The organism is Streptomyces sp. HUAS MS02 (genome assembly GCF_055702265.1).
In genome coordinates this window covers 1,653,694-1,675,818 of the sequence record NZ_CM146747.1, presented here as the reverse complement: position 1 = coordinate 1,675,818, position 22,125 = coordinate 1,653,694, and the positions used below count along the sequence as shown (strand labels likewise).

The 22,125-nt window shown below is 73.7% G+C and carries 18 protein-coding genes; 15 read left to right on the top strand and 3 right to left on the bottom strand.

All coding sequences use genetic code 11. From position 1 onward, the window contains the following. Positions 1-64: 64 nt before the first annotated feature. From ACZ9QC_RS07240 to ACZ9QC_RS07185, 12 genes are all read left to right on the top strand, one after another. Positions 65-1,927, top strand: a complete 1,863-nt coding sequence (locus ACZ9QC_RS07240; protein ID WP_472919365.1) for a gamma-glutamyltransferase family protein — start codon at positions 65-67, stop codon at positions 1,925-1,927. A 119-nt stretch (positions 1,928-2,046) separates the two neighbouring features. Then, a complete protein-coding gene (locus tag ACZ9QC_RS07235) occupies positions 2,047-2,892 on the top strand; it encodes an inositol monophosphatase family protein (protein ID WP_472919364.1) in 846 nt (281 codons plus the stop codon). Between the two features lie 273 nt (positions 2,893-3,165). Further along, positions 3,166-4,578, top strand: a complete 1,413-nt coding sequence (locus tag ACZ9QC_RS07230) for a phytoene desaturase family protein (RefSeq protein WP_472921623.1) — start codon at positions 3,166-3,168, stop codon at positions 4,576-4,578. 104 nt (positions 4,579-4,682) lie between these two features. Beyond that, positions 4,683-5,675 (top strand): SCO3242 family prenyltransferase, encoded by a 993-nt coding sequence (locus tag ACZ9QC_RS07225; RefSeq protein WP_472919363.1) that lies wholly within the window; start codon positions 4,683-4,685, stop codon positions 5,673-5,675. 32 nt (positions 5,676-5,707) lie between these two features. Further along, positions 5,708-6,556 carry a sugar phosphate isomerase/epimerase family protein gene (locus tag ACZ9QC_RS07220; RefSeq protein WP_472919362.1) on the top strand — a complete coding sequence of 283 codons (849 nt, stop codon included), beginning with the start codon at positions 5,708-5,710 and terminating at the stop codon, positions 6,554-6,556. A 123-nt stretch (positions 6,557-6,679) separates the two neighbouring features. Further along, positions 6,680-7,498: an EboA domain-containing protein gene (locus ACZ9QC_RS07215; RefSeq protein ID WP_472919361.1), complete on the top strand. Its 819-nt coding sequence runs from the start codon at positions 6,680-6,682 to the stop codon at positions 7,496-7,498. An 83-nt stretch (positions 7,499-7,581) separates the two neighbouring features. Then, positions 7,582-8,436 carry a TatD family hydrolase gene (locus ACZ9QC_RS07210; RefSeq protein ID WP_472919360.1) on the top strand — a complete coding sequence of 285 codons (855 nt, stop codon included), beginning with the start codon at positions 7,582-7,584 and terminating at the stop codon, positions 8,434-8,436. Between the two features lie 12 nt (positions 8,437-8,448). Next, positions 8,449-9,675 carry a metabolite traffic protein EboE gene (gene eboE, locus ACZ9QC_RS07205; protein WP_472919359.1) on the top strand — a complete coding sequence of 409 codons (1,227 nt, stop codon included), beginning with the start codon at positions 8,449-8,451 and terminating at the stop codon, positions 9,673-9,675. Between the two features lie 103 nt (positions 9,676-9,778). Further along, complete coding sequence (locus ACZ9QC_RS07200; protein WP_472919358.1) at positions 9,779-11,179, top strand: alkaline phosphatase family protein; 1,401 nt, start codon at positions 9,779-9,781, stop codon at positions 11,177-11,179. Further along, a complete protein-coding gene (locus tag ACZ9QC_RS07195) occupies positions 11,176-12,360 on the top strand; it encodes a cytochrome P450 (RefSeq protein ID WP_472919357.1) in 1,185 nt (394 codons plus the stop codon). Before ACZ9QC_RS07200 ends, ACZ9QC_RS07195 begins: the two co-directional genes overlap by 4 nt. 87 nt (positions 12,361-12,447) lie before the next feature. After that, complete coding sequence (locus tag ACZ9QC_RS07190) at positions 12,448-12,957, top strand: O-acetyl-ADP-ribose deacetylase (protein WP_472919356.1); 510 nt, start codon at positions 12,448-12,450, stop codon at positions 12,955-12,957. Positions 12,958-13,190: 233 nt separating this feature from the next. Continuing rightward, positions 13,191-14,042 (top strand): hypothetical protein, encoded by an 852-nt coding sequence (locus ACZ9QC_RS07185; protein WP_472919355.1) that lies wholly within the window; start codon positions 13,191-13,193, stop codon positions 14,040-14,042. Between the two features lie 106 nt (positions 14,043-14,148). On the opposite strand, the gene ACZ9QC_RS07180 is transcribed toward ACZ9QC_RS07185, so the two are convergent. Then, the gene (locus ACZ9QC_RS07180; RefSeq protein WP_472919354.1) at positions 14,149-14,517 is read right to left on the bottom strand and encodes an ArsR/SmtB family transcription factor; all 369 of its coding nucleotides are present in this window, start codon (positions 14,515-14,517) and stop codon (positions 14,149-14,151) included. Between the two features lie 57 nt (positions 14,518-14,574). On the opposite strand from ACZ9QC_RS07180, the gene ACZ9QC_RS07175 reads away from it, so the two are divergent. From ACZ9QC_RS07175 to ACZ9QC_RS07165, 3 genes are all read left to right on the top strand, one after another. Continuing rightward, positions 14,575-16,539, top strand: coding sequence for a heavy metal translocating P-type ATPase (locus ACZ9QC_RS07175; protein WP_472921622.1), 1,965 nt, complete (start codon positions 14,575-14,577; stop codon positions 16,537-16,539). Positions 16,540-16,703: 164 nt separating this feature from the next. Next, positions 16,704-18,200: an AlkA N-terminal domain-containing protein gene (locus ACZ9QC_RS07170; protein WP_472919353.1), complete on the top strand. Its 1,497-nt coding sequence runs from the start codon at positions 16,704-16,706 to the stop codon at positions 18,198-18,200. A 65-nt stretch (positions 18,201-18,265) separates the two neighbouring features. Next, positions 18,266-18,757, top strand: coding sequence for a methylated-DNA--[protein]-cysteine S-methyltransferase (locus ACZ9QC_RS07165; RefSeq protein WP_472919352.1), 492 nt, complete (start codon positions 18,266-18,268; stop codon positions 18,755-18,757). A gap of 21 nt (positions 18,758-18,778) precedes the next feature. On the opposite strand, the gene ACZ9QC_RS07160 is transcribed toward ACZ9QC_RS07165, so the two are convergent. Next, complete coding sequence (locus tag ACZ9QC_RS07160) at positions 18,779-19,513, bottom strand: SIR2 family NAD-dependent protein deacylase (protein WP_472919351.1); 735 nt, start codon at positions 19,511-19,513, stop codon at positions 18,779-18,781. Positions 19,514-19,568: 55 nt separating this feature from the next. After that, positions 19,569-22,016: a protein kinase domain-containing protein gene (locus ACZ9QC_RS07155; RefSeq protein ID WP_472919350.1), complete on the bottom strand. Its 2,448-nt coding sequence runs from the start codon at positions 22,014-22,016 to the stop codon at positions 19,569-19,571. Between the last annotated feature and the right edge of the window lie 109 nt (positions 22,017-22,125).

Genomic DNA, 22,125 nt, shown 5'->3' with positions numbered 1-22,125 from the left:
GACGCGGTGTGCCGCGCGCTGCGTACGATCACCGAACGCCCGTCGCGCAGTGAGGAGTCCGCCCGTGTTCACCACTCGACCGACGCTCCAGGGGACCTTCGGCATGGTGTCCTCCACGCACTGGCTCGCCTCGCAGTCGGCGATGGCCGTGCTGGAGGACGGCGGCAACGCGTTCGACGCGGCCGTGGCGGCGGGCTTCGTCCTGCATGTCGTCGAACCCCACCTCAACGGTCCGGCGGGCGAGGTGCCCATCCTCCTCGCCCCGGCCGACGGCGAGGTCCGGGTGCTGTGCGGACAGGGCGTGGCACCCGCCGGGGCGTCCGCCGCGCACTACCGGGGGCTCGGCCTCGAACTCGTCCCCGGCACCGGCCCGCTGGCCGCCGCCGTGCCGGGCGCCTTCGACGCGTGGATGCTCCTTCTGCGCGACCACGGCACCAAGGACCTCGCCGACGTCCTGAAGTACGCCATCGGGTACGCCGAGGACGGACACGCGCCCGTGGAGAACGTGGCGGCGACCGTCGAGTCCGTACGGGACCTCTTCGAGAAGGAGTGGCTGTCGTCGGCGGAGGTGTACCTGCCGGACGGGCGGGCGCCCCGGCCCGGCGAACTCTTCCGCAACCCCGCCCTGGCCGCGACCTGGCGGCGGCTGCTCGCCGAGGTCGAGGGGGCCGGGGGCCGGGAGGCCCGGATCGAGGCGGCACGCGCGGTCTGGCGCTCCGGCTTCGTCGCCGAGGCCCTCGTCCGCCAGGCCGGCCGGCCCACCCTCGACACCAGCGGCGAACGGCACACCGGCACGCTCACCCTGGCCGACCTGGCCGCCTGGTCCGCGACCTACGAGGCGCCCGCGACGTACGACTGGAACGGCTGGACCCTGTGCAAGGCGGGCCCCTGGAGCCAGGGCCCGGTCCTCCTCCAGCAACTCGCCCTGCTGCCGCGCGACCTGCCCCCGTACGGGTCCGCCGAGTACGTGCACCTCCTCGTCGAGGGCTGCAAGCTCGCCATGGCGGACCGGGAGGCCTGGTACGGGGACGCGGCGGCGGTGCCGCTCGCCGAGCTGCTGTCCGACGAGTACAACGCCGCGCGGCGGGCGCTCGTCGGCGACACGGCGTCGTACGACCTGCTGCCGGGCGCCCCGGGCGGCCGCACCCCGCGACTGAGCGCGCACGCGCGCGTCGTGACCACCGAGGAGCCGGGCTTCAACGCGCTGGGCGTGGGCGAGCCCACGGTCGCCGGCGGGCTCGGGGGCGTCGGCGAGCCAACCGTGGCCAAGAGTCCCCGGTCGCCGGTGCCGGGGGAACCGGAGGTCGCGGCGGACGGCGCCACCCGGGGCGACACCTGCCACCTCGACGTCGTCGACCGCTGGGGCAACATGGTCGCGGCCACGCCCAGCGGCGGCTGGCTGCAGTCCAACCCGGTGGTGCCCGAACTGGGCTTCCCGCTCGGCACCCGGCTGCAGATGACCTGGCTGGACGAGGGCCTGCCCAATTCCCTCACACCGGGCCGTCGCCCGCGCACCACGCTCACCCCGTCGCTCGCGCTGCGCGACGGCGTGCCCGTCATGGCCTTCGGCACGCCCGGCGGCGACCAGCAGGACCAGTGGCAGCTGCACTTCTTCCTCGCCGTCGCCCTCCGTCCGCACGTGCGCGGCGGCCTCGACCTCCAGGGCGCGATCGACGCCCCGAACTGGCACAACGACAGCTTCCCCGGCTCGTTCTACCCGCGCGGCATGCGCCCCGGCAGCGTCACCGTCGAGTCCCGGACGCCTCCGGAGGTCGTCGGGGAACTGCGCCGGCGCGGCCATGCCGTCGTCGTCGGCGAGCCCTGGTCCGAGGGCCGGCTGTGCGCGGTCGCACGCGACCCGGAGACCGGGGTGCTGTCGGCGGCGGCGAACCCGCGCGGCATGCAGGGGTATGCGGTCGGGCGCTGAGCCGGGGCGAGTCCTCCCGCTTCCGGGGGACTCCGGTCGGTACCGGGAATTCAGGGCGATTCCATGCCGAATACACCGAACGGGTGGGGATTGTCAGTGTCGCGTGCTGTCATGGAGGCATGATCGAAGACAACGAAACCATCGACGAGTTTCTCGCCCGACACGCCTCGGACGTCGAGGAAGCGATCCGCAAGGCCGCCGCCACGGAGATCATGCCGCGCTTCCGGCAGCTCGCCGCGCACGAGGTCGACCAGAAGAGCGGACCGCACGACCTGGTGACCGACGCCGACCGCAAGGCCGAGGAATACCTCACGGAAGCGCTCCCCGCGCTGCTGCCCGGGTCGGTCGTGGTGGGCGAGGAGGCGGTGCACGCCAACCCCGCGTCGTACGAGGCGCTCCAGGGACAGGCACCGGTCTGGATCGTCGACCCGGTGGACGGCACCCGGCAGTTCGTGCGCGGCGAGCCCGGGTTCTGCACCCTGATCGCCCTCGCCCGGGGCGGGGTCCTGCTCGGCTCCTGGACGTACGCGCCCGCGCTCGACCAGCTCGCCGTGGCGATCCGCGGCAAGGGGGCCACACTCGACGGTGAGCCGCTGCGTGCCGGGGCACCCGACCCCGGGCGCGACCTCGGCATAGCCACCTCCCACCCGGACTACACCACCGAGGACCAGAAGCGGGCCCTGCTCGGCCTCTGGACCGACGGGGTGTCCCCGCGTGCCTGCGGCTCGGCCGGGCTGGAGTACCTCGCCATCGCCCGGGGCCACTTGGACGCGGTCGCCTTCAGCTGGGAAGCGGCGTGGGACCACGCGGCCGGCCTCCTGCTGGTCGAGGAGGCGGGCGGCGCCCACCTCACCCTGGCCGGCGAGCCCTTCCGCATCACGGGCGGCAACACCCTGCCGTTCACCGCGGCCCGGGACGCGGCCACGGCCCGCCGCGTGGCGGGTCTGCTGGCGGCCGGGGCCTGAAGGAGGGACCGAGCCGGCGCGGGGGACCGAGCCGGCCCGGACCCGGGGTGCGCCGGGCCGTGTGGCGGTCCGGCGTGCGGAGGTCGCCACGCGCCCCGGGGTGCGGAGGTCGCCACGCGGCCCGGGGGGCGAGTCGGCCGGGCGCGGGTCACCCCTGACCGGTGCTGTCGGTGCCGCGGCATATCCTGAGCGCAGGTTTTGCCGTCGGCGGGAACCCGTCGGCACGGCCTGGTGGTCATCGGCCGACGACGAAGGGGTCCGGACGTGCCGTCGATGCTCGACGCGGTGGTGGTGGGGGCGGGGCCGAACGGCCTGACGGCCGCCGTGGAGTTGGCCCGCCGCGGTTTCTCCGTGGCCCTGTTCGAGGCGAAGGACACCGTGGGAGGCGGCGCCCGCACCGCGGAGCTGACCCTGCCCGGCTTCCACCACGACCCCTGCTCGGCCGCCCACCCGCTCGGCGTCAACTCGCCCGCGTTCAAGGCGATGCCGCTCCACCGCTACGGCCTGGAGTGGCTGCACGCCGACCTCCCGATGGCGCACCCCTTCCTCGACGGCTCGGCGGCCGTGCTGTCCCGCTCGGTGGGGGAGACGGCCGCCTCGTTCGGGCCGCGTGACGCGGGCGCGTACCGCAGACTGGTCGGGCCCTTCCTGCCCAAGTGGGACACGCTTGCCCGGGACTTCATGTCCCTGCCGCTGTCCGCGCTGCCCCGCGACCCGGTCGGTCTCGCCCGCTTCGGCCTCGTCGGCCTGCCGCCCTCCACCTGGCTGATGCGCCGCTTCAAGGACGAGAAGGCACAGGCGCTCTTCGCCGGACTCGTCGCCCATGTCATCGCCCCGCTCGGCGGCCTCGCCACCGGCGCCGTCGGCCTGGTCTTCGCCCTGGCCGCGCACGCCGCCGGCTGGCCGGTCGCCCGGGGAGGCTCGCAGGCGATCTCCGACGCGCTCGCCGCCTACCTGAAGGACCTCGGCGGCACCGTCCACACCGACTACGAGGTCAAACGCCTCGACGACCTGCCGCCCGCCCGCGCCTACGTCTTCGACACCTCACCCACCGCGCTGGCCCGGATCGCGGGCTTCGGCGGCCACTACGACGCGTACCGCTACGGCGCGAGCGTCTTCAAGCTCGACTACGCGCTGGACGGCCCCGTGCCGTGGACCGCCGAGGAGGCGCGCCTCGCCGGTACCGTGCAGGTCGGGGCGAGCAGGGCCGAGATCGGCGCGGCGCTCGACGCGGCCTCCCGGCAGGGCCGCGCGCCCGACCGGCCCTTCCTGATCACCGTCCAGCCCAGCCTGGTGGACCCCGGCCGGGCCCCCGAGGGCAAGCACGTCTTCTGGGCCTACGGTCACGTCCCCAACGGCTGGACGGGCGACCTGACCGTCGCCGTCGAGCGTCAACTGGAGCGTTTCGCGCCGGGCTTCCGCGACCGCGTGCTCGCCCGTGCCACCGCCGGCCCACCCGAACTCGCCGCGCACAACGCGAACTACGTGGGCGGCGACATCGCCTGCGGTGCCGCCTCCGGCCTCCAACTGCTGCTGCGCCCGAGGCTCTCGCTCCGCCCGTACGACACCCCGCACCCGGCCGTGTTCATCTGCTCCTCCGCGACCCCGCCGGGACCCGGGGTGCACGGCATGTCGGGCCACAACGCGGCCAAGGCGGTGTGGCGGAGACTGCGGCAGGAACCCTGAGTCCACCGGCGCGGCGGGTAAAGCCACGGCCAACATCACGAGCCGACAAAGGTCTTCACGCTTTCTCCATGTGAATGTTCAAGGGGCATGGGTAAGTTGCCGCCATGAAAGATCGGAGAGCGTTACCGGGCTCCCGCTCGCGGCCTGCCGTGAGCCTCGCCGACCTCGCACAACTCGTCCGGGCTCCGGCCGCGTTGAGCGTCCCCGGTGATGTCCTCGCGGGCGCCGCCGCCGCGGGGCATCCGCTGGGCGTGCGGACGGTGGGCGTGATGGGTTCGTCCGTCTGCCTCTACTGGGCCGGCATGGCCCTCAACGACTACGCCGACGCCACGGTCGACGCAGTCGAGCGCCCCGAGCGCCCTGTCCCGTCCGGCCGTGTCCCGCGCCGCACCGCCCTCGCCGTCGCCGGCACCCTGACCGCCGGGGGCCTCGCGCTCGCCGCCGCCTCGGGGGGCCGACGGAGCCTGCTGGGGGCGCTTCCGCTGGCCGCCGCCGTCTGGGCCTACGACCTGAAGCTCAAGTCCACCCCGGCCGGCCCGGCCGCCATGGCCTCCGCGCGTGCCCTCGACGTCCTCGCGGGTGCGCTCGCCGCCGGGCGCGGACCGGACCGCACGACCCGGACGGGGACCGCCCTGCTGCGCGGCGCCGTTCCCGCCGCGCTGGTCGGCGCCCACACCTACACCCTGACCGCCCTCAGCCGCCACGAGATCTCGGGCGCCCCCGCCCGGCTGCCGGCCGCGACCCTCGCGGCCTCCACCACCACCGCCCTCGCCACGGCACTCCCGGCCGCCCGCACGGCTCTCGCCTGGCGTGCCGGGCGACTCCGGGGGCGCGCCGGCACCACCGCCGCCGCCCGCGCCGGTGTGGTGACCGCAGGCGCCCTCGCCTACCTCGGCAGCTACGGAACGGCTCAGGCACGTGCCGTACGGGAACCGTCGGGCGAGAACGTCCGGCGGGCCGTCGGGGCCGGCATCCTCGGCCTGATGCCCCTGCAGGCGGCGTTGACCGCCCGCAGCGGAGCCACGGCAGCGGCGGCGGCCCTCGGCGTCGCCCACCCCCTCGCGCGGCGGCTCGCCCGGCGCATATCCCCCACCTGAACAGCGCGGATTTCCGTAGGAGAAAAGCCGGAATGACCCCGCCCCCCACCCCCCTCAGGTTCGGCTACGGCACCAACGGCTTCACCAACCACCGGCTGAGCGACGTCCTCGCGGTCCTCGCCGACCTCGGCTACGACGGCGTCGCCCTCACCCTCGACCACGGCCACCTCGACCCGTACGCGGACGATCTGCCCCGGCGGGTGGCCGCCGTCGCCCGGGACCTGGCCCGGCACGGGCTGGACGTCACCGTGGAGACCGGCGCGCCCTACCTCCTCGACCCCTGGGGCAAGCACCACCCGACACTCATGGCGGACGGTGCCGAGCGCAGGATCGACCTGCTGCGACGGGCCGTGCGCGTCGCGGCCGACCTCGGCTCGCCCACCGTCCACCTGTGCAGCGGCCCCGCGCCGGACGAGGGGCTGCCGGAGCGGGACGCGTGGAAGCGGCTCGCGGCGGGCGTCGAGACCGTCCTGGAGACGGCGGAGGAGTACGGCGTCTCGCTGGCCTTCGAACCCGAGCCCTACATGTTCGTCGACACCGTGGAACGGTGCCTCGAACTCGCCGAACTGGTCGGCGGACACGAGCTGTTCGGGATCACGCTCGACATCGGGCACGCGCACTGCGTGGAGAAGCGGACCGTGCTGGAGTGCGTCCGCCTCGCCGCCCCGCGTCTGCTGAACGTGCAGATCGAGGACATGCGGCGGGGCGTCCACCAGCATCTCGAACTCGGCACCGGAGAGATCGACTTCCCACCCGTGCTCGCCGCCCTCCAGGGCCTCGACCACCGCGGACTGGTCTCCGTGGAGATCCAGGGCGGTTCCCTCGACGCCCCCGAAGTGGCCCGCCGCTCGCTCGACTTCCTGCGCGCGGCGACGGCCTGACCCGACCCGCCGGAAGCCGCCCGACCCGACCTCGCCACCCCTGACGTCCTTCACCTCCCGCGTCCTTCACTCCTGACGTCCCCCACCCCTCACGTCCTCCATCCCACCGGAGGTTGTTCCGTCATGGTTTCCACCGGTATGTCGCCCTCCGGGGCGGCCGAATCCACCGACCCCCGAACCCTCCTCGCCCGCCACTCGCTGGACCCGGCCGCCCGCGCCTGGCTCGACGAGGCCGTGGCCCGTGTCACCGAGCGCCCCGCCGCCGTGCGCGCGCTGTTCCCCGCCGCCCGAAGGCACTGCGGACGTGCCCGGCTGGACGCGCGCCGGACCGTCGACGAGGCCGCCCGCGCCGTCCTGCTCACCGCGCTGCCCCTGGGCGGACAGCCGCTCGCCGACGAACTCTCGGGTCTGTACCGCCACGGCGACCCGGCCGAACAGCGGGCGATCCTGCGGGCCCTGCCGCTGCTCGCCGCCCCGGACGGCGGTGACGCGAAACGGGAACCCCTCGGCGACCTCGCGCTGCCGCTCGTCCGTGAGGCCCTGCGGGGCAACGACAGCGGCATCATCGAGGCCGCCCTCGGCCCGTACGGGGCCGCCCGGCTGCCGGATGCCGAGTACCGGCAGGCGGTGTTGAAGTGTGTGTTCCACGAGATCCCCCTGACCGGGATCGACGGGCTCCCCGCCCGCGCCGACGCCGAACTCGCCCGGATGCTGGCCGACTTCGCGCACGAGCGGGTCGCCGCGGGCCGTGACGTGCCGGCGGACATCTGGCCCGTCGTCCGCCCCTTCCCCGCCGCCGACCGGCTCGGCGAGCGACTCACCACCGAGACGCGGACCGCGGCCCCCGAGCGCCGACAGGCCGCCGAGCGGGCCCTCAAGGAGCTCCACCGGGACCGCGGCCCGGCCACCGTCCCGCCCTCCCATCACCCCGCCCTCCCCTGACCGAGTCGTACATCCACACAGCGTCATCGCCCTGGCCACAGCCGGAGCGCCTCACCGGACCCCCCCGAGGAAAAGGCCTGCCCGTGCGCATCTTCGACCCCCACATCCACATGACCTCCCGCACCACCGACGACTACGAGGCGATGCACGCGGCCGGGGTGCGCGCCGTCGTCGAGCCGGCATTCTGGCTGGGCCAGCCCCGCACGTCCCCCGAGAGCTTCTACGACTACTTCGACGGACTGCTCGGCTGGGAGCCCTACCGGGCCGCCCAGTTCGGCATCCAGCACTTCTGCACGATCGCCCTCAACCCCAAGGAGGCCAACGACCCCCGCTGTCGGCCCGTGCTGGACGAACTGCCGCGCTACCTCGCCAAGGACCGGGTGGTCGCGGTCGGCGAGATCGGCTACGACTCCATGACGCCGGAGGAGGACGAGGCGCTCGCGACCCAGCTCCAGCTCGCGATCGAGCACGAACTGCCGGCCCTCGTGCACACCCCGCACCGCGACAAGGCCACCGGCACCCGCCGGACCCTGGACGTCGTACGGGAGTCGGGCATCGCCCCCGAACTCGTCGTCCTCGACCACCTCAACGAGCTGACGGTCGGCATGGTCCTCGACAGCGGCTGCTGGGCGGGGTTCTCGATCTACCCGAGGACCAAGATGAGCGAGGACCGCATGGTGACCATCCTCCGCACCCACGGGACGGACCGCGTTCTCGTCAACTCGGCCGCTGACTGGGGTCGTTCGGACCCGCTCAAGACCCGGAAGACCGCCGACGCCATGCTCGCCGCCGGCTTCGACGACGAGGCCGTGGACCGGGTGCTGTGGCGCAACCCGGTCGCCTTCTACGGCCAGAGCGGACGGCTGGACCTCGACGAGCCCAAACCGGACGAGGAGTCGAGCTTCCAGGGCAACTCCGTCCGGCGCGGCGGGGAGTGAGGGGGGAAACCCATGCGCTTCCGGCACGCGGACGACACCACCGTCCACCTCGGCTACTGCAGCAACGTCCACCAGGCCGAAGACCTCGACGGCGTTCTCACCCAGCTCGCCGACCACGCCGAACCGGTGCGGGAGCGCCTGGGCGTGGACCGGCTGGGCATCGGACTCTGGCTCGCCCGTGACGTGGTCGCCCGGCTCACCTCCGCACCGGGCGAGGTGCGGCGCCTCAAGGGCGAGCTCGACGCCCGGGGCCTGGAGACCGTCACCCTCAACGCCTTCCCCTACGCCGGGTTCCACCGCGACGTGGTCAAGAAGGACGTCTACCTCCCCGACTGGGCGGACGAGGCCCGCCTGAGCCACACCCTCGACTGCGCCCGCGTCCTCGCCGCGCTCCTGCCCGACGACGCGGAACGCGGCAGCGTCTCCACCCTGCCGCTGGCCTGGCGCACGCCCTGGCCGCCGGACCGCGCCGACACCGCCCGTCGCGCCCTGGACCGGCTCGCCGCCGGACTCGCCACGATCGAGTCGGACACCGGCCGCCGTATCCGCGTCGGTTTCGAGCCGGAGCCCGGCTGCGTGGTGGAGACCACCGCCCAGGCCGTACGGGAACTGCGCGGCCTCGACCCCGAACGGCTCGGGGTCTGCCTCGACGCCTGCCACCTCGCCGTGCAGTTCGAGGACCCCGGCGCCGCCCTGCGCCGCCTGGCCGAGGCCGGGCTGCCGGTCGTCAAGCTCCAGGCGTCCTGCGCGGTCGAGGCCCCCGACCCGTCCGACCCCGCCGCCCGCACGGCCCTGCACCGCCTCGCGGAACCCCGCTTCCTGCACCAGACCCGCACGGCGGCGCGGGGGGACGGGAAGGCCGAGGGGCTGAGCCGGGCGGGAGGGACGCCGCGGACGGCGGATGGGCGGGCGGAGCCGGAGGTGCGCGGCGTCGACGATCTGCCGGACGCGCTCGACGGGGGCCTGCCCACGGACACCGGCCCCTGGCGCGTCCACTTCCACGCCCCGCTGCACGCCGCCCCCGAACCGCCGCTGCGCACCACCGCAGACCAGTTGGGCCAGGTACTGGCCGGACTCCTCGGCGGGCCCTCGGCCGACTGCGACCACATCGAGGTCGAGACCTACACCTGGTCCGTCCTTCCCGACCCGCCCACCGACCTGCCCGGCGGTATCGCCGCCGAACTCGCCTGGGCCCGCGACCGGTTGACGAGCCTCGGCCTCAAGGACGACCGGCCATGATCCTGATGACGCGGCCCCACCGGGAAGCCCCCGGCCGGCTCCCGGCCCACTATCGAGGAGAACCCGCGATGAACCTCCGGACCAGCACCAAGGAGAACCCGCGATGAGTACCCGACCCAACCGGCTCGTCGTTCTCGACATCGTCGGTCTCACCCCCAAGCTGCTCGCGCACATGCCCGCCGTGGCCGCCCTCGGCGAGCGCGGCTTCCGGGCCCGGCTCGACCCCGTCCTGCCCGCCGTGACCTGTACGGTCCAGTCCACGTTCCTCACCGGCGAACCGCCCTCCGGGCACGGCGCGGTCGGCAACGGCTGGTACTTCCGCGACCTCGGCGAGGTGCTGCTGTGGCGCCAGCACAACGCGCTGGTCGGCGGGGAGAAGATCTGGGAGACCGCCCGCAGGACCGACCCCGACTACAAGGTCGCCAACATCTGCTGGTGGTACGCGATGGGCGCGGACGTCGACCTCACCGTCACCCCGCGCCCGGTCTACTACTCCGACGGCCGCAAGGAACCCGACTGCTACACCTGGCCGCCGACCCTGCACGACGAACTCACCGACCGCCTCGGCCCGTTCCCCCTGTTCACCTACTGGGGCCCCAACGCCGGCATGCCCTCCACCCAGTGGATCCTGGGCGCCGCCCGCCAGGTCTTCGACGAGCACGACCCGGACCTCACCCTCGTCTACCTCCCCCAACTCGACTACGAGCCCCAGCGATCCGGTCCGGACTCACCGGCCACGATCCGCGCGGCACGCGAACTCGACGACGCGCTCCGCCCGTTGCTCGACCACTTCCTGCGCGAGGGCGCCACGGTGGTCGCGCTCAGCGAGTACGGCATCACGCCCGTCTCCCGCCCCGTGGACATCAACCGCGCCCTGCGCCGGGCCGGACTGCTCCAGGTGCACACCCAGGACGGCATGGAGTACCTCGACCCCTGGACCTCACGGGCCTTCGCGGTCGCCGACCACCAGGTGGCCCACGTGTACGTACGGGACCCGGCCGACACTGCGGAGGTCGCCAAGCTGCTGGCCGAACTCGACGGCGTGGAGCAGGTGTTGGACGCCGAGGGCAAGGCCGCGCACGGTCTGGACCACGAACGCTCCGGCGAACTCGTCGCGGTCGCCGACCCGGACGCCTGGTTCACGTACTACTACTGGCTCGACGACGAGCGTGCCCCCGACTTCGCCCGCCAGGTCGAGATCCACCGCAAGCCCGGCTACGACCCCGCCGAGCTGCTCTACGACGAGACCGTCCCCGCGGTGAAGCTGCGCGCCGTCGGCCAGATCGCCCGCAAGAAGCTGGGCTTCCGCTACCGCATCAGCACGGTGCCGCTGAACCCCGCCGGCGTCAGCGGCAGCCACGGCCGGCTCCCCGCCCACCCCGACGACGGCCCCGTCCTGCTGTGCTCCACGAGCGAGCCGGCCCGGGAGGCGTACGCCGCCACCGAGATCAAGTCCCTGCTGCTGGACCTCGCGGGCCTGCCGGAAGAGGAGCCCCGCGCATGACCACCCACCCGTCTCTGCCCACCCTCCGCCCGCTGCTCGACCCCTCGCCCGAGTACGCCAAGTGGCGTACCGAGGAGCCGATCCGACGGGTGACGATCTGGGGCGACAACAGCCCCTGGCTGATCACCCGGCACGAGGACGCCCGAGCGGTCCTCGCCGACCCCCGCTTCAGCGCCGACGCGACCCGCGACGGCTTCCCCGGCTTCCGCCCGCAGTCGCCGCCCCGCGCGCCGGGCCAGTTCTTCATGATGGAACCGCCCGACCACACCCGTCTGCGCCGCGTCCTGATCCCCGACTTCACCTTCCGCCGCATCGAGCAGCTGAGGCCGGCGATCGCCCGGATCTGCGGCGAGCTGCTCGACGCGATGACGGCGGACGGCGCCACGGCCGCCGACCTGGTCGAGGCGTACGCCCTGCCGCTGCCCTCGCTCGCCATCTGCGAGCTGCTCGGCGTGCCGTACGAGGACCACGACTTCTTCCAGCGGCAGGCCAACGCGTTCAGCAGTCTGTCGTCGGGGCCGGCCGAGATGATGGCCGCCCGCAAGGCCCTCCACACCTACCTGGGTGAGCTGCTGGCCCGACGGGCCGGGGAGCCCGCCGACGATCTCCTCTCGCGTCTGGCGCGGGACCGGGTGGCGACCGGCGAGATCAGCGCGCCCGAGGCCGTCGGCATCGCCTCGCTGCTGCTGGTGGCGGGCCACGAGACGACCGCGAACATGTTCCCGCTGGCGGTCGTGGCCCTGCTGCGTCACCCCGCGCAACTGGCCGCCCTGCGCGCGGACCCCGGCCTGTGGCCCGGTGCCGTGGAGGAACTCCTGCGTCATCTGACCGTCTTGCACTCGGGACTGCGCCGGGTGGCCACCGAGGACGTGGAGGTGGCCGGTGTCCGCGTCCGCGCGGGCGAGGGTGTGGTCGTGGCGCTCCAGGCCGCCAACCGAGACCCGTCCGTCTTCGCCGACCCCGACACCCTGGACGTGAGCCGCGGTGCGTCCGGCCATCTGGCTTTCGGCCACGGACTGCACCAGTGCATCGGCCAGTCCCTGGCCCGCGCGGAACTCCAGGTCGGCCTGCCCGCGCTCTTCGACCGGCTGCCGGGCCTGCGGCTGACCGCACCGCCGGAGGACTTCGCGCTGACGATGACCACGGTCCACGGGGTGCGGTCGCTGCCGGTCGGCTGGTAGGCCGTCACGAACGAGGCGTGCCGCCCGCTGCGAAGGGCGCCGGAAATGGAGGGCCCGCGTGTCCCGTCGGCTGGTATAGAGGCGGGCATGACGACCATCACCCTCGTCCGGGGCGACATCACCCGGCAGTCCGTCGACGCCATCGTCAACGCCGCGAACTCCTCCCTCCTCGGCGGGGGAGGAGTGGACGGCGCCATCCACCGGCGCGGCGGCCCCGCCATCCTGGCGGACTGCCGCAAGCTCCGCGCCTCCCAGTACGGCGGAGGCCTCCCCACCGGCCAGGCCGTCGCCACCACGGCGGGCGACCTGGACGCGCGCTGGGTCATCCACACCGTCGGCCCCGTCCACAGCCAGAGCCTCGACCGCTCCGCCCTGCTCGCCTCCTGCTACCGCGAGTCCCTCCGCGTCGCCGACGAGTTGGGAGCCCGGACCGTCGCCTTCCCGGCCGTCTCCGCCGGCGTCTACGGCTGGCCCATGGCGGACGCCGCCCGTATCGCCGTGGAGACGGTCCGCACCACCGAGACCTCGGTCGAGGAGGTCAGGTTCGTCCTCTTCGACGACGAGGCATACCAGGCGTTCGCCGAGCAGACGGGCTGACACCGGCGCGGAGCGGGACGGGGCCCGACGTGTCGCTCTCCCGCACTCTGACGGACGAACGGCGCGAGCGACTCGAACGGAGTCGCAGGGAGTGGTTGTTCGAGGGAAACAGGCTGGTCAGGGTCGTCGACGTGGTCGGTCGGCGGGTCCGTCCGCGGTGCTGTGCTCGGTTGCGGCGCCTCGCGGCGCCTCCCACCGTGAGCGCAAGGACAGCTCCTTCGAAAGGAACGTGCATGCGCGCCCTCGTCTCCCGTGCTCTTCTCCTGTCACCTCTGGTCTGCGGGGCACTGGTCTTCGGGCCGGTCGGCACCGCCACCGCGGCCGTCGACGCGGGCCGAACCGCCTCCGACCGTGCCGCTTCCCGGGCCGCCGCGGTGCCCGAACCCGATCTGGACGCCTTCTTCGACTCGTTGGAGAAGGAGATCGACGCCCTCCTGGCGAAGGAGGAGGCGGAGGCGGACGCCATCGTCGACAAGGAGATCGCCGACATGGAGGCGCTCCTCGACGAGCTGGAGAGCGACCTGGACGCGCTGCTGGCGGACCTCGACGCCGACACGGACGCGGCCGCGGAGGCGGCGGGCACGGCCACGGAGACCGACGCCCTCGGCACCGACGTGGACGAGCTGCTGGGCCAGCTGGACCTGCTCGACCGCATGGACCAGAACGACGTGCTCGCCCCGCTGCTGGACGAGATGACCACCATCGCCGAGCTGGACGCCGACCAGCTGAACACCGCCGAGGCGGCCCGGCACGTCGCGGCCCTCAGGACCGCCCACGCCACCGTGCAGCAGCGGTTGCAGAAGATCGAGGCGGCGGCCCCGGCCGGCTCCGACCGCGCCGCCGCCGCGGCCGACCCGGTCGCGGATCTGCTGGCCGCCCTCCAGGCCGCGGTCGACGCGCTGCTGAAGGCGCTGACCTCGCTCGACCTGGGCGCGGTCCTGGGTGCGGTGACCGGTCTGCTCGCCCCGGTCCTCGGTGTCGTCACCGGTCTCCTGCAGCCGGTGCTCGGCCTGGTCACCGGCTTGCTCGGCGGTCTGCTCGGTGGCCTGCCCGCCACGACGCTCCCGGCGATTCCCTCGACGTGACGGACGGCCCGGACACTCGCCTCGGGCACCCGCCTCGGCCAGCCGCCGGGGCGGGTGCCGTGTCGTCTGCCCGGTGGTGCGAGGTGTCGGTCGCCGTCCGGTGGACTCAGTCCCCGTCCGGCGTGTCGCTGAGCCCCAGCCGCAGGTGCTCGACGTGGTAGACGGCCTGGTCCAGCAGCTCGGCGACATGGTGGTCGTGCAGGGCGTACACCACCGAACGGCCCCGGCGCTCGCCCACGACCAGGCCGAGATTGCGCAGCAGACGCAGCTGGTGGGAGCAGGCGGACTGTTCCATCCCGACCTCGGCGGCCAACTCGGTGGCCGGGAGCGGCCCTTCGCGCAGCCTGGCCAGGATCAGCAGGCGGGACGGGGTGGAGAGGGCCTGGAGGGTGGTGGCCACCTTGGCGACGTTGGCCGCGTCCAGACGCACACGAGGGGCGGCGTCCTGCGCTGAGGTGATGGCTCCATGACCCATGGCGAGTATCTTACTCATCGCACATGAAGGCATGAATGAGTCTTCATGTGTTCCTGTATGGTGGCCCGCGTGTCTGCCACCCTCACCCCCACCCCGGTCCGCCGCCCGTCCGTGCCGACGACCCCCCGCCGCCGCACCCGCGTCCTCGCTCTCCCCGAGGCCCGCTGGGCGCTGACGTCCACCCTCGCCTTCCTGCTCGCGTTCCCGCTGGACCTGGTCGGGGCCTCCGCCTGGCTGTACGGCCCGCTCTACGTGATCGCCTACGCGGCAGGCGGTTGGGAGCCCGCCCTCGAAGGGCTGCGGGCACTGCGCGAGAAGAGCCTCGACGTCGACCTGCTGATGATCGTGGCGGCGCTGGGCGCGGCCGCGATCGGTCAGGTCCTCGACGGCGCCCTGCTGATCGTCATCTTCGCCACCTCCGGCGCCCTGGAGGCCCTGGCCACCGCCCGCACCGCGGACTCCGTACGGGGGTTGCTCGACCTGGCACCCACCACGGCCACCCGCCTGTCGCCGGACGGCACCGCCGAGGAGACCGTGCCGACGGACCGGCTCGCCGTCGGTGACGTGGTGCTGGTCCGCCCCGGCGAGCGCATCGGTGCCGACGGGCTGGTCCTCGCGGGGGAGAGCGAGGCCGACCAGGCCACCATCACCGGCGAACCGCTGCCGGTCCCCAAGGCCCCGGGCGACGAGGTCTTCGCGGGCACCCTCAACGGCACGGGAGCGCTGCGCGTCCGCGTCGCGCGCGACCCGGCAGACTCCGTGATCGCCCGCATCGTGAGCCTCGTCGAGGAGGCCTCCCGCACCAAGGCGCCGACCCAGCTCTTCATCGAGAAGGTCGAACAGCGGTACGCCGTCGGTGTCGTCGTCGCCACCCTCGCCGTCTTCGGTGTCCCCCTGGCCTTCGGCGAGGACCTCACGGCCGCGCTGCTCCGCGCCATGACCTTCATGATCGTCGCCTCGCCCTGCGCGGTGGTCCTCGCGACCATGCCGCCGCTGCTCTCCGCCATCGCCAACGCCGGCCGCCACGGTGTCCTCGTGAAGTCCGCCGTCGCGATGGAGCGGTTGGGCGAGATCGACGCCGTCGCTCTCGACAAGACCGGCACGCTCACGGAGGGCACGCCCGAGGTCGTCGCCGTACGACCGCTGCCCGGCTCCGGGCTCGACGAGGACGGACTGCTGGCGCTGGCCGCGGCCGCCGAGTACCCGAGCGAACACCCCCTGGCCCGCGCGGTGGTGGCCGCCGCCGGGGCGCGGGGGCTGCGGGTGGCGGCCGCCGAGGACTTCGTGGCCACGCCGGGCCGAGGCGTCCGGGCGACCGTCGAGGGACACGTGGTGACCGTGGGGCGGGCGGGGGAGCACGGCGGCGACGGCGACGAGGCCGCCGTGGACGCGGCGGCCGCCCCAGGGACGACCGTTCTCGTCGAGCGGGACGGGGTCGCCGTCGGAACGCTCACCCTGGCCGACCGGCTGCGCCACGACGCGCCCGCCGCGGTGAGGGCGCTGACCGCCCTGACCGCTGGGTCGCCGGTCCTGCTCACCGGGGACAACGCGCGCGCCGCCGCCCAGGTGGCGTCGGACACCGGGATCGACGACGTGCGGGCCGAGCTGCTGCCGCAGGGCAAGGTGGAGGCCGTGCGGGAGCTGCAGGACGGGGGCGCGCGGGTCCTGTTCGTCGGGGACGGTGTCAACGACGCGCCCGCGCTCGCCGCCGCGCACGCCGGTGTCGCCATGGGCCGGGCCGGCTCCGATCTCGCGCTGGAGACCGCCGACGCGGTGGTGGTGCGCGACGAGCTGCGCGCGATCCCGGCGGTGGTGCGGCTGTCGCGGGCGGCCCGGCGGCTGGTGGTGCAGAACCTGGTGATCGCGGGGGTCTGTATCGCGGTGCTGGTGGTGTGGGACCTGGTGGGTCATCTGCCGCTGCCCCTCGGGGTGGCGGGACACGAGGGGTCCACGGTGCTGGTGGGGTTGAACGGCCTGCGGTTGCTGAGGGAAGCCGCGTGGCGGAGGGCCGCGGGCGTCTGAGGAAGTCGACGGGTGGAGCTGCCGGAAGGCGGAAGGCGGAAGGCGGAACGGGGGAGGGGGAAAGAGGAAGGGGGAATGGGGGAAGGCGCGAGGTCGCAGGTCACCCCACGCTGATGTCGGATTTCCGCCAGCCCTGCCCCCGACCCCTCCCCGATGCTTGAGTCATGCGGAACGGGATGTACGCGGACACGGAACGGTGTGTGCGGGCCGTGCGGTCGAAGGACGCGCGGTTCGACGGATGGTTCTTCACGGCGGTGGTGACCACACGGATCTACTGCCGGCCCAGCTGCCCGGTGGTACCGCCCAAGGCGGAGAACATGACGTTCTACCCGAGTGCGGCGGCCTGCCAGCAGGCCGGGTTCCGGGCCTGCAAGCGGTGCCGGCCGGACACGAGTCCGGGGTCACCGGAGTGGGACCAGCGGGCGGACCTCGTGGCGCGGGCGATGCGGCTGGTCGGGGACGGCGTCGTGGACCGGGAGGGCGTGCCGGGACTGGCACGGCGGCTCGGCTACAGCGCCCGGCAGGTCGAGCGGCAACTGCTGGCCGAGCTGGGCGCGGGCCCGCTGGCACTCGCCCGGGCGCAGCGGGCGCAGACCGCGCGGCTGCTGATCGAGACGACCGCGCTGCCGATGGCGGAGATCGCGTTCGCCGCCGGGTTCGGGTCGATCCGGACGTTCAACGACACCGTCCGGGAAGTCTTCGCTCTGGCGCCCGGCGCGCTGCGCGAGCGGGCGACGCGGTCGGCCCGGCAGCGCTCCGACTCCCCGGGCACCTCGGGGGCGTTGAGCCTCCGGCTGCCGTTCCGGGCCCCGCTCAACCCCGACAACCTCTTCGGACACCTCGCCGAGACCGCCGTACCCGGGGTGGAGGAGTGGCGCGACGGCGCGTACCGGCGCACGCTCCGGCTGCCGTACGGTCACGGTGTCGTCGCCCTCACACCGGAGTCCGACCACATCGCCTGCCGGCTCTCCCTCGGCGATCTGCGGGACCTGCCCGTCGCCATCAGCCGCTGTCGCCGCATGCTCGATCTTGACGCCGACCCGGTAGCCGTCGACGAGCAGCTGCGCACCGATCCCGTGCTCGCGCCGCTCGTGGACAAGGCGCCGGGGCGCCGGGTGCCACGGACCGTCGACGAGGCCGAGTTCGCCGTACGGGCGGTGCTCGGCCAACAGGTCTCCACGGCCGCCGCCCGGACCCACGCGGCCCGGCTGGTGGTGGCGCACGGTGAACCGGTCGACGACCCGGAAGGGGGCCTCACCCATCTCTTCCCGTCCCCCGAGTCGCTGGCGGCCGTCGATCCCGAGAGCCTCGCGATGCCGCGCACCCGACGGACCACCTTCACCACCCTGGTCGGGCAACTCGCCGACGGAACACTGCACCTGGGCGTCGACAGCGACTGGGCCGAGACCCGTGCCCGGCTCCTCGCGCTGCCCGGGTTCGGTCCCTGGACCGTCGAGGTCATCGCCATGCGCGCCCTCGGCGACCCGGACGCCTTCCTCGCCGGGGACCTCGGCATCCGGCGCGCGGCACGGGAGCTGGGCCTGCCCGCCACCCCGGCAGCCCTCACCGCCCGGGCCGAGGCGTGGCGGCCGTGGCGGGCGTACGCGGTCCAGTACCTCTGGGCGACGGACAGCCACCCCATCAACTTCCTGCCCGTATAGGACAGTTCCGGCCGACCACGAATGTCAGGCGCAACCGGCCCCCACCCACCTTCCGAGGACCACCCATGAAGCAGCAGAAGCGGCACACCGTCGTCGACAGTCCCTACGGCCCCCTGACCCTCGTCGCCGACGACGGTGTCCTGTGCGGCCTCTACATGACCGAACAGCGCCATCGCCCGCCGCAGGAGAGCTTCGGCGGACGGGACGACACGGCCTTCGCCGAACCCCGGGAACAGCTGGAGGCCTATTTCGCGGGCGAGTTGAAGGTGTTCACCCTCGAACTCCAACTGAGGGGAACCCCGTTCCAACGCCAGGTCTGGGAGCAGCTCGCCCGGATCCCCTACGGCGAGACCCGCTCGTACGGCGAACTCGCGGGCGCCCTGGGCAATCCCAAGGCGTCCCGCGCGGTCGGTCTGGCCAACGGCAAGAACCCCGTGGGCATCATCGTCCCCTGCCACCGTGTGGTCGGCTCCGACGGCAGCCTCACCGGATACGGCGGCGGCACGGAGCGCAAACAGCGCCTGCTGGACTTCGAACGGGGCGCGGCACTCTTCTGAGGGGCCGGGCCCCCGGGCCTGTCAGTCGCTCGCCGCGCGGATCTCCTGCAGCACCTCCGGCAGCGCCGTCCCGATCGGCTCCCGTACGATCTCGTCCGCCCACTCGTCGTACGGGGTCGGCTCGGCGTTGACGATGATCAGACGGGCCCCGTGGTCGGCGGCGACGCCCGCGAGCCCGGCGGCGGGCTGCACCTGGAGACTGCTGCCGACGGCGATGAAGATCTGGCAGGCCTTGCTGATCGCGACGGCCTCGCCGAGGACCACCGGGTCGAGACGCTCGCCGAACATGACGGTGGCGGACTTCAGCACGCCCCCGCACTTCAGGCACGGCGGGTCGTCCTCACCGGCCTCGACCCGGGCGAGCGCGTCCTCCATCGGCATCCGGGCGTGGCACCCGACGCACACCACGGACCGCGCGGAGCCGTGCAGTTCCAGGACCTTGTGGGCGGGCATCCCGGCCAGCTGGTGCAGCCCGTCCACGTTCTGCGTGATCACCCGAACCGGCAGCCCGGACCGCTCCAGCTCCGCCACCGCCCGGTGCGCCACGTTCGGCTCGGCCTGGAGTGTCCGGTTCCGCCGCCGCATCTGCCACGAACGCCGGCGGATCTCCGGATCACCCATGTAGTACTCGTACGTCACCAGCTTCTCGGCCTCCGGATCGCGCCGCCACAGGCCGTTGGGGCCCCGGTAGTCGGGGATGCCGGAGTCGGTGGAGATGCCTGCGCCACTGAGCAGGGCGACGAGGGGCTTGTTCATGGGGCGAGCGTAGGTCGGCCCCGCGGCCGGGGCGAGCGGATATCGGCGTGGCGGGTCAGGGGGCGGGCAGGCCGTAGGTGCGGTCGTAGTGCTGGGCGACCAGGACACCGCTGTGGTCGCAGGCGAGCTGCCAGTCGTTGACGCCGGTCTCCACGCCGTCCGTGAAGTTCCACAGGAGCCGGCCCTTGGCGGCGCCGATCGCGTAGAAGCCGTTCTTGTTCTTGTAGGCGGGGACGTAGACCGCCTCGGGGCCCGCCGTGATCGGCTGGTCGATGTTGAGGCGGGGGGTGGGGCAGAACCAACGGCGGGCGCCGGTACCGGCGTTGAACGCGTACACACCTGCCGGGTCCGTGCCGGTGACGTAGACGGTGTTGCCGTAGCCGCCGAGGGACGCGAACATGCCGCGCTCGGGCTTGACCCGCCAGCGGAGTCTGCCGCTGCCGAGGTCCAGGGCCTTGAGCTCCTGGCCGATGGCGAACACCGTACGGTTGATCACGGCGAGCCCGGGCCGCAGGTCGTAGCCGACCGGGTACCGCCACAGGACGCCGGAGCTGTCGGTGTCCCGGACCGTGACGTTGCGCAGTCCGTCGGCGTAGACGAAGTAGCCGGGGAGGACGACCGGCGCCAGCTTGATGCCGACGTCCTCCGGGCTGATGGGGATGACCTCGGCGCGGCGGGCCGCGAAATCCACGCCGAACACCGCCTCCGTGGACGTCGCCACGCCCTGCTCGTCGGACGCGCGCCGGAGCCGCACGCCGATGATGGAGACGGCTTGGTCGTCGGTGGCGCCGAGCAGGGTGGTGAAGCGGAAGTCCGGCCCGAAGTCGATGGTGAAGCGTTCCGTTCCGTCGACCGGGTCGACCCCGATCACGGTCGCACCCTCACCGAGCGCGATCGCGGCGTCGAAGGCCAGCAGAGCCGGGGTGGGCGACTGACTGATGCCCTCGTAGACCCACTTGGGCCGGGTGCCGTCCTTGAGGTCCAGGCAGACCAGGTCACCCGGCCGGGTCTTCACCAGGGCCGTGCCGTCCTTGAAGGCGGCGGGCGCCTGGAGCAGCGGGGCGCTCCGGTAGGTCCACAGCGGCTTCGGGGCCGGACCCGCGGGCTCCGTGGACGACACCGTCGGCTTGTTGCGGCTGACCACCAGGCCGGCGCCGACCGCGGCCGCGGCGGAACCCGCCGACAGGGTGAGGACGGTGCGCCGGGACGGACCGGAGCGCGGTACGGCACGGCGGTGCCCGGCGGCGCGGTACGGCTCGGGCTCCTCGGGAGCGGCACCGGGCTCCGCGCCGTCGACGAAGGCGGCCGGGGCCGACGGCTCGCGGCCGGACCGGCCCGCGCCGTCGACGGCCCCGCTGTGCCCGCCGTCCCCGTCGGCCGACGGCACCCCGGCCGCCCGGCCCCCGGAGCCGCCGGACGCGCGCGTCGACGCGGTGTCCGCGACGCCCGGCGCCTCTTCCCGCTCGAAGTCGTACGTGGCCGGTTCCTGCCGCGTGTCGTACGCGGCCCCGTCGGGTCGCGGCGCGCAGGAGTGACGTTCCTGCAGGAAGTCGTACGCGTCCTGCTCCCGTTCGGTCTCGGTGGAGCGGAAGGAGACCGACCCGTTCGGCCCGGTCTCCAGGGTCTGCACCGCCGCCGCGCGCAGGGCGACCGAGGAGGCCACCGACGGGGGCAGCCAGCCGTCGGCCGCAAGTTGCTCCACACCGCTGGGCGCGCAGGCGGCGGCCAGCTTGTCCGGGGTGATCCGCAGCCGGGGGTCCTTGGTGAGACAGAGGTTGATGATCTTGTCGAGGGGTTCGGGCACACCGGTCAGATCCGGTGCGCTGTGCACCACCTGGTACAGGAGCGTGGCCGCCGCGCTGCCGCTGAACGGGGCGTGCCCGGACGCGGCGAACGTGAGCACCGAGCCCAGCGAGAAGACGTCCCCCTCGGGGCCCAGCGGCTCGCCCGTGGCCTGCTCGGGACACATGTACTCGAAGGAGCCGAAGAGCGCGCCGGAGCGGGTGAGGTCGTAGCCGTCGCTCGCCCGGACGATGCCGAAGTCGATCACGCGCGGACCGTCGGCGGCGAGCAGCACGTTGGAGGGCTTCAGGTCGCGGTGCACCAGCCCGGCCGCCTGCACCGAGATCAGGGCCTCGGCGATGCCGGCGCCCAGCACGAGCACCGACTCCACCGGCAGGGGCCCGTGCGCGGCGACCGCCTCGGCCAGGGTGGGCCCGGCGATGTAGTCGGTGGCCAGCCAGGGGATGGGGGCCTCGGGGTCGGCGTCCACCACGGGCGCGGTGTATCTGCCGCCGACCGCCCCCGCGGCCTCCACCTCGCGGCGGAAGCGGATACGGAAGTTCTTGTCCCCCATCAGCTCGGGCCGGATGGCCTTGACCGCGACGGTCCGCCCCTGCGGGGAGCGCGCCAGATAGACCCGCCCCATCCCTCCTGCGCCGAGCCGTGCCACGAGACGGTAGGGACCTAGCTCCTCGGGATCGTCTGAGCCCAGTGGTTCCATGACCTCAGCTGCCTGTTCGGTGAGGACGGGCGAGAAACGGCCCGCGGGTGGGGGGAGACCGACTGTCCCGGGCGGCTCCCGGTGACCGTTCCCCCTGGGGCTCCGGATC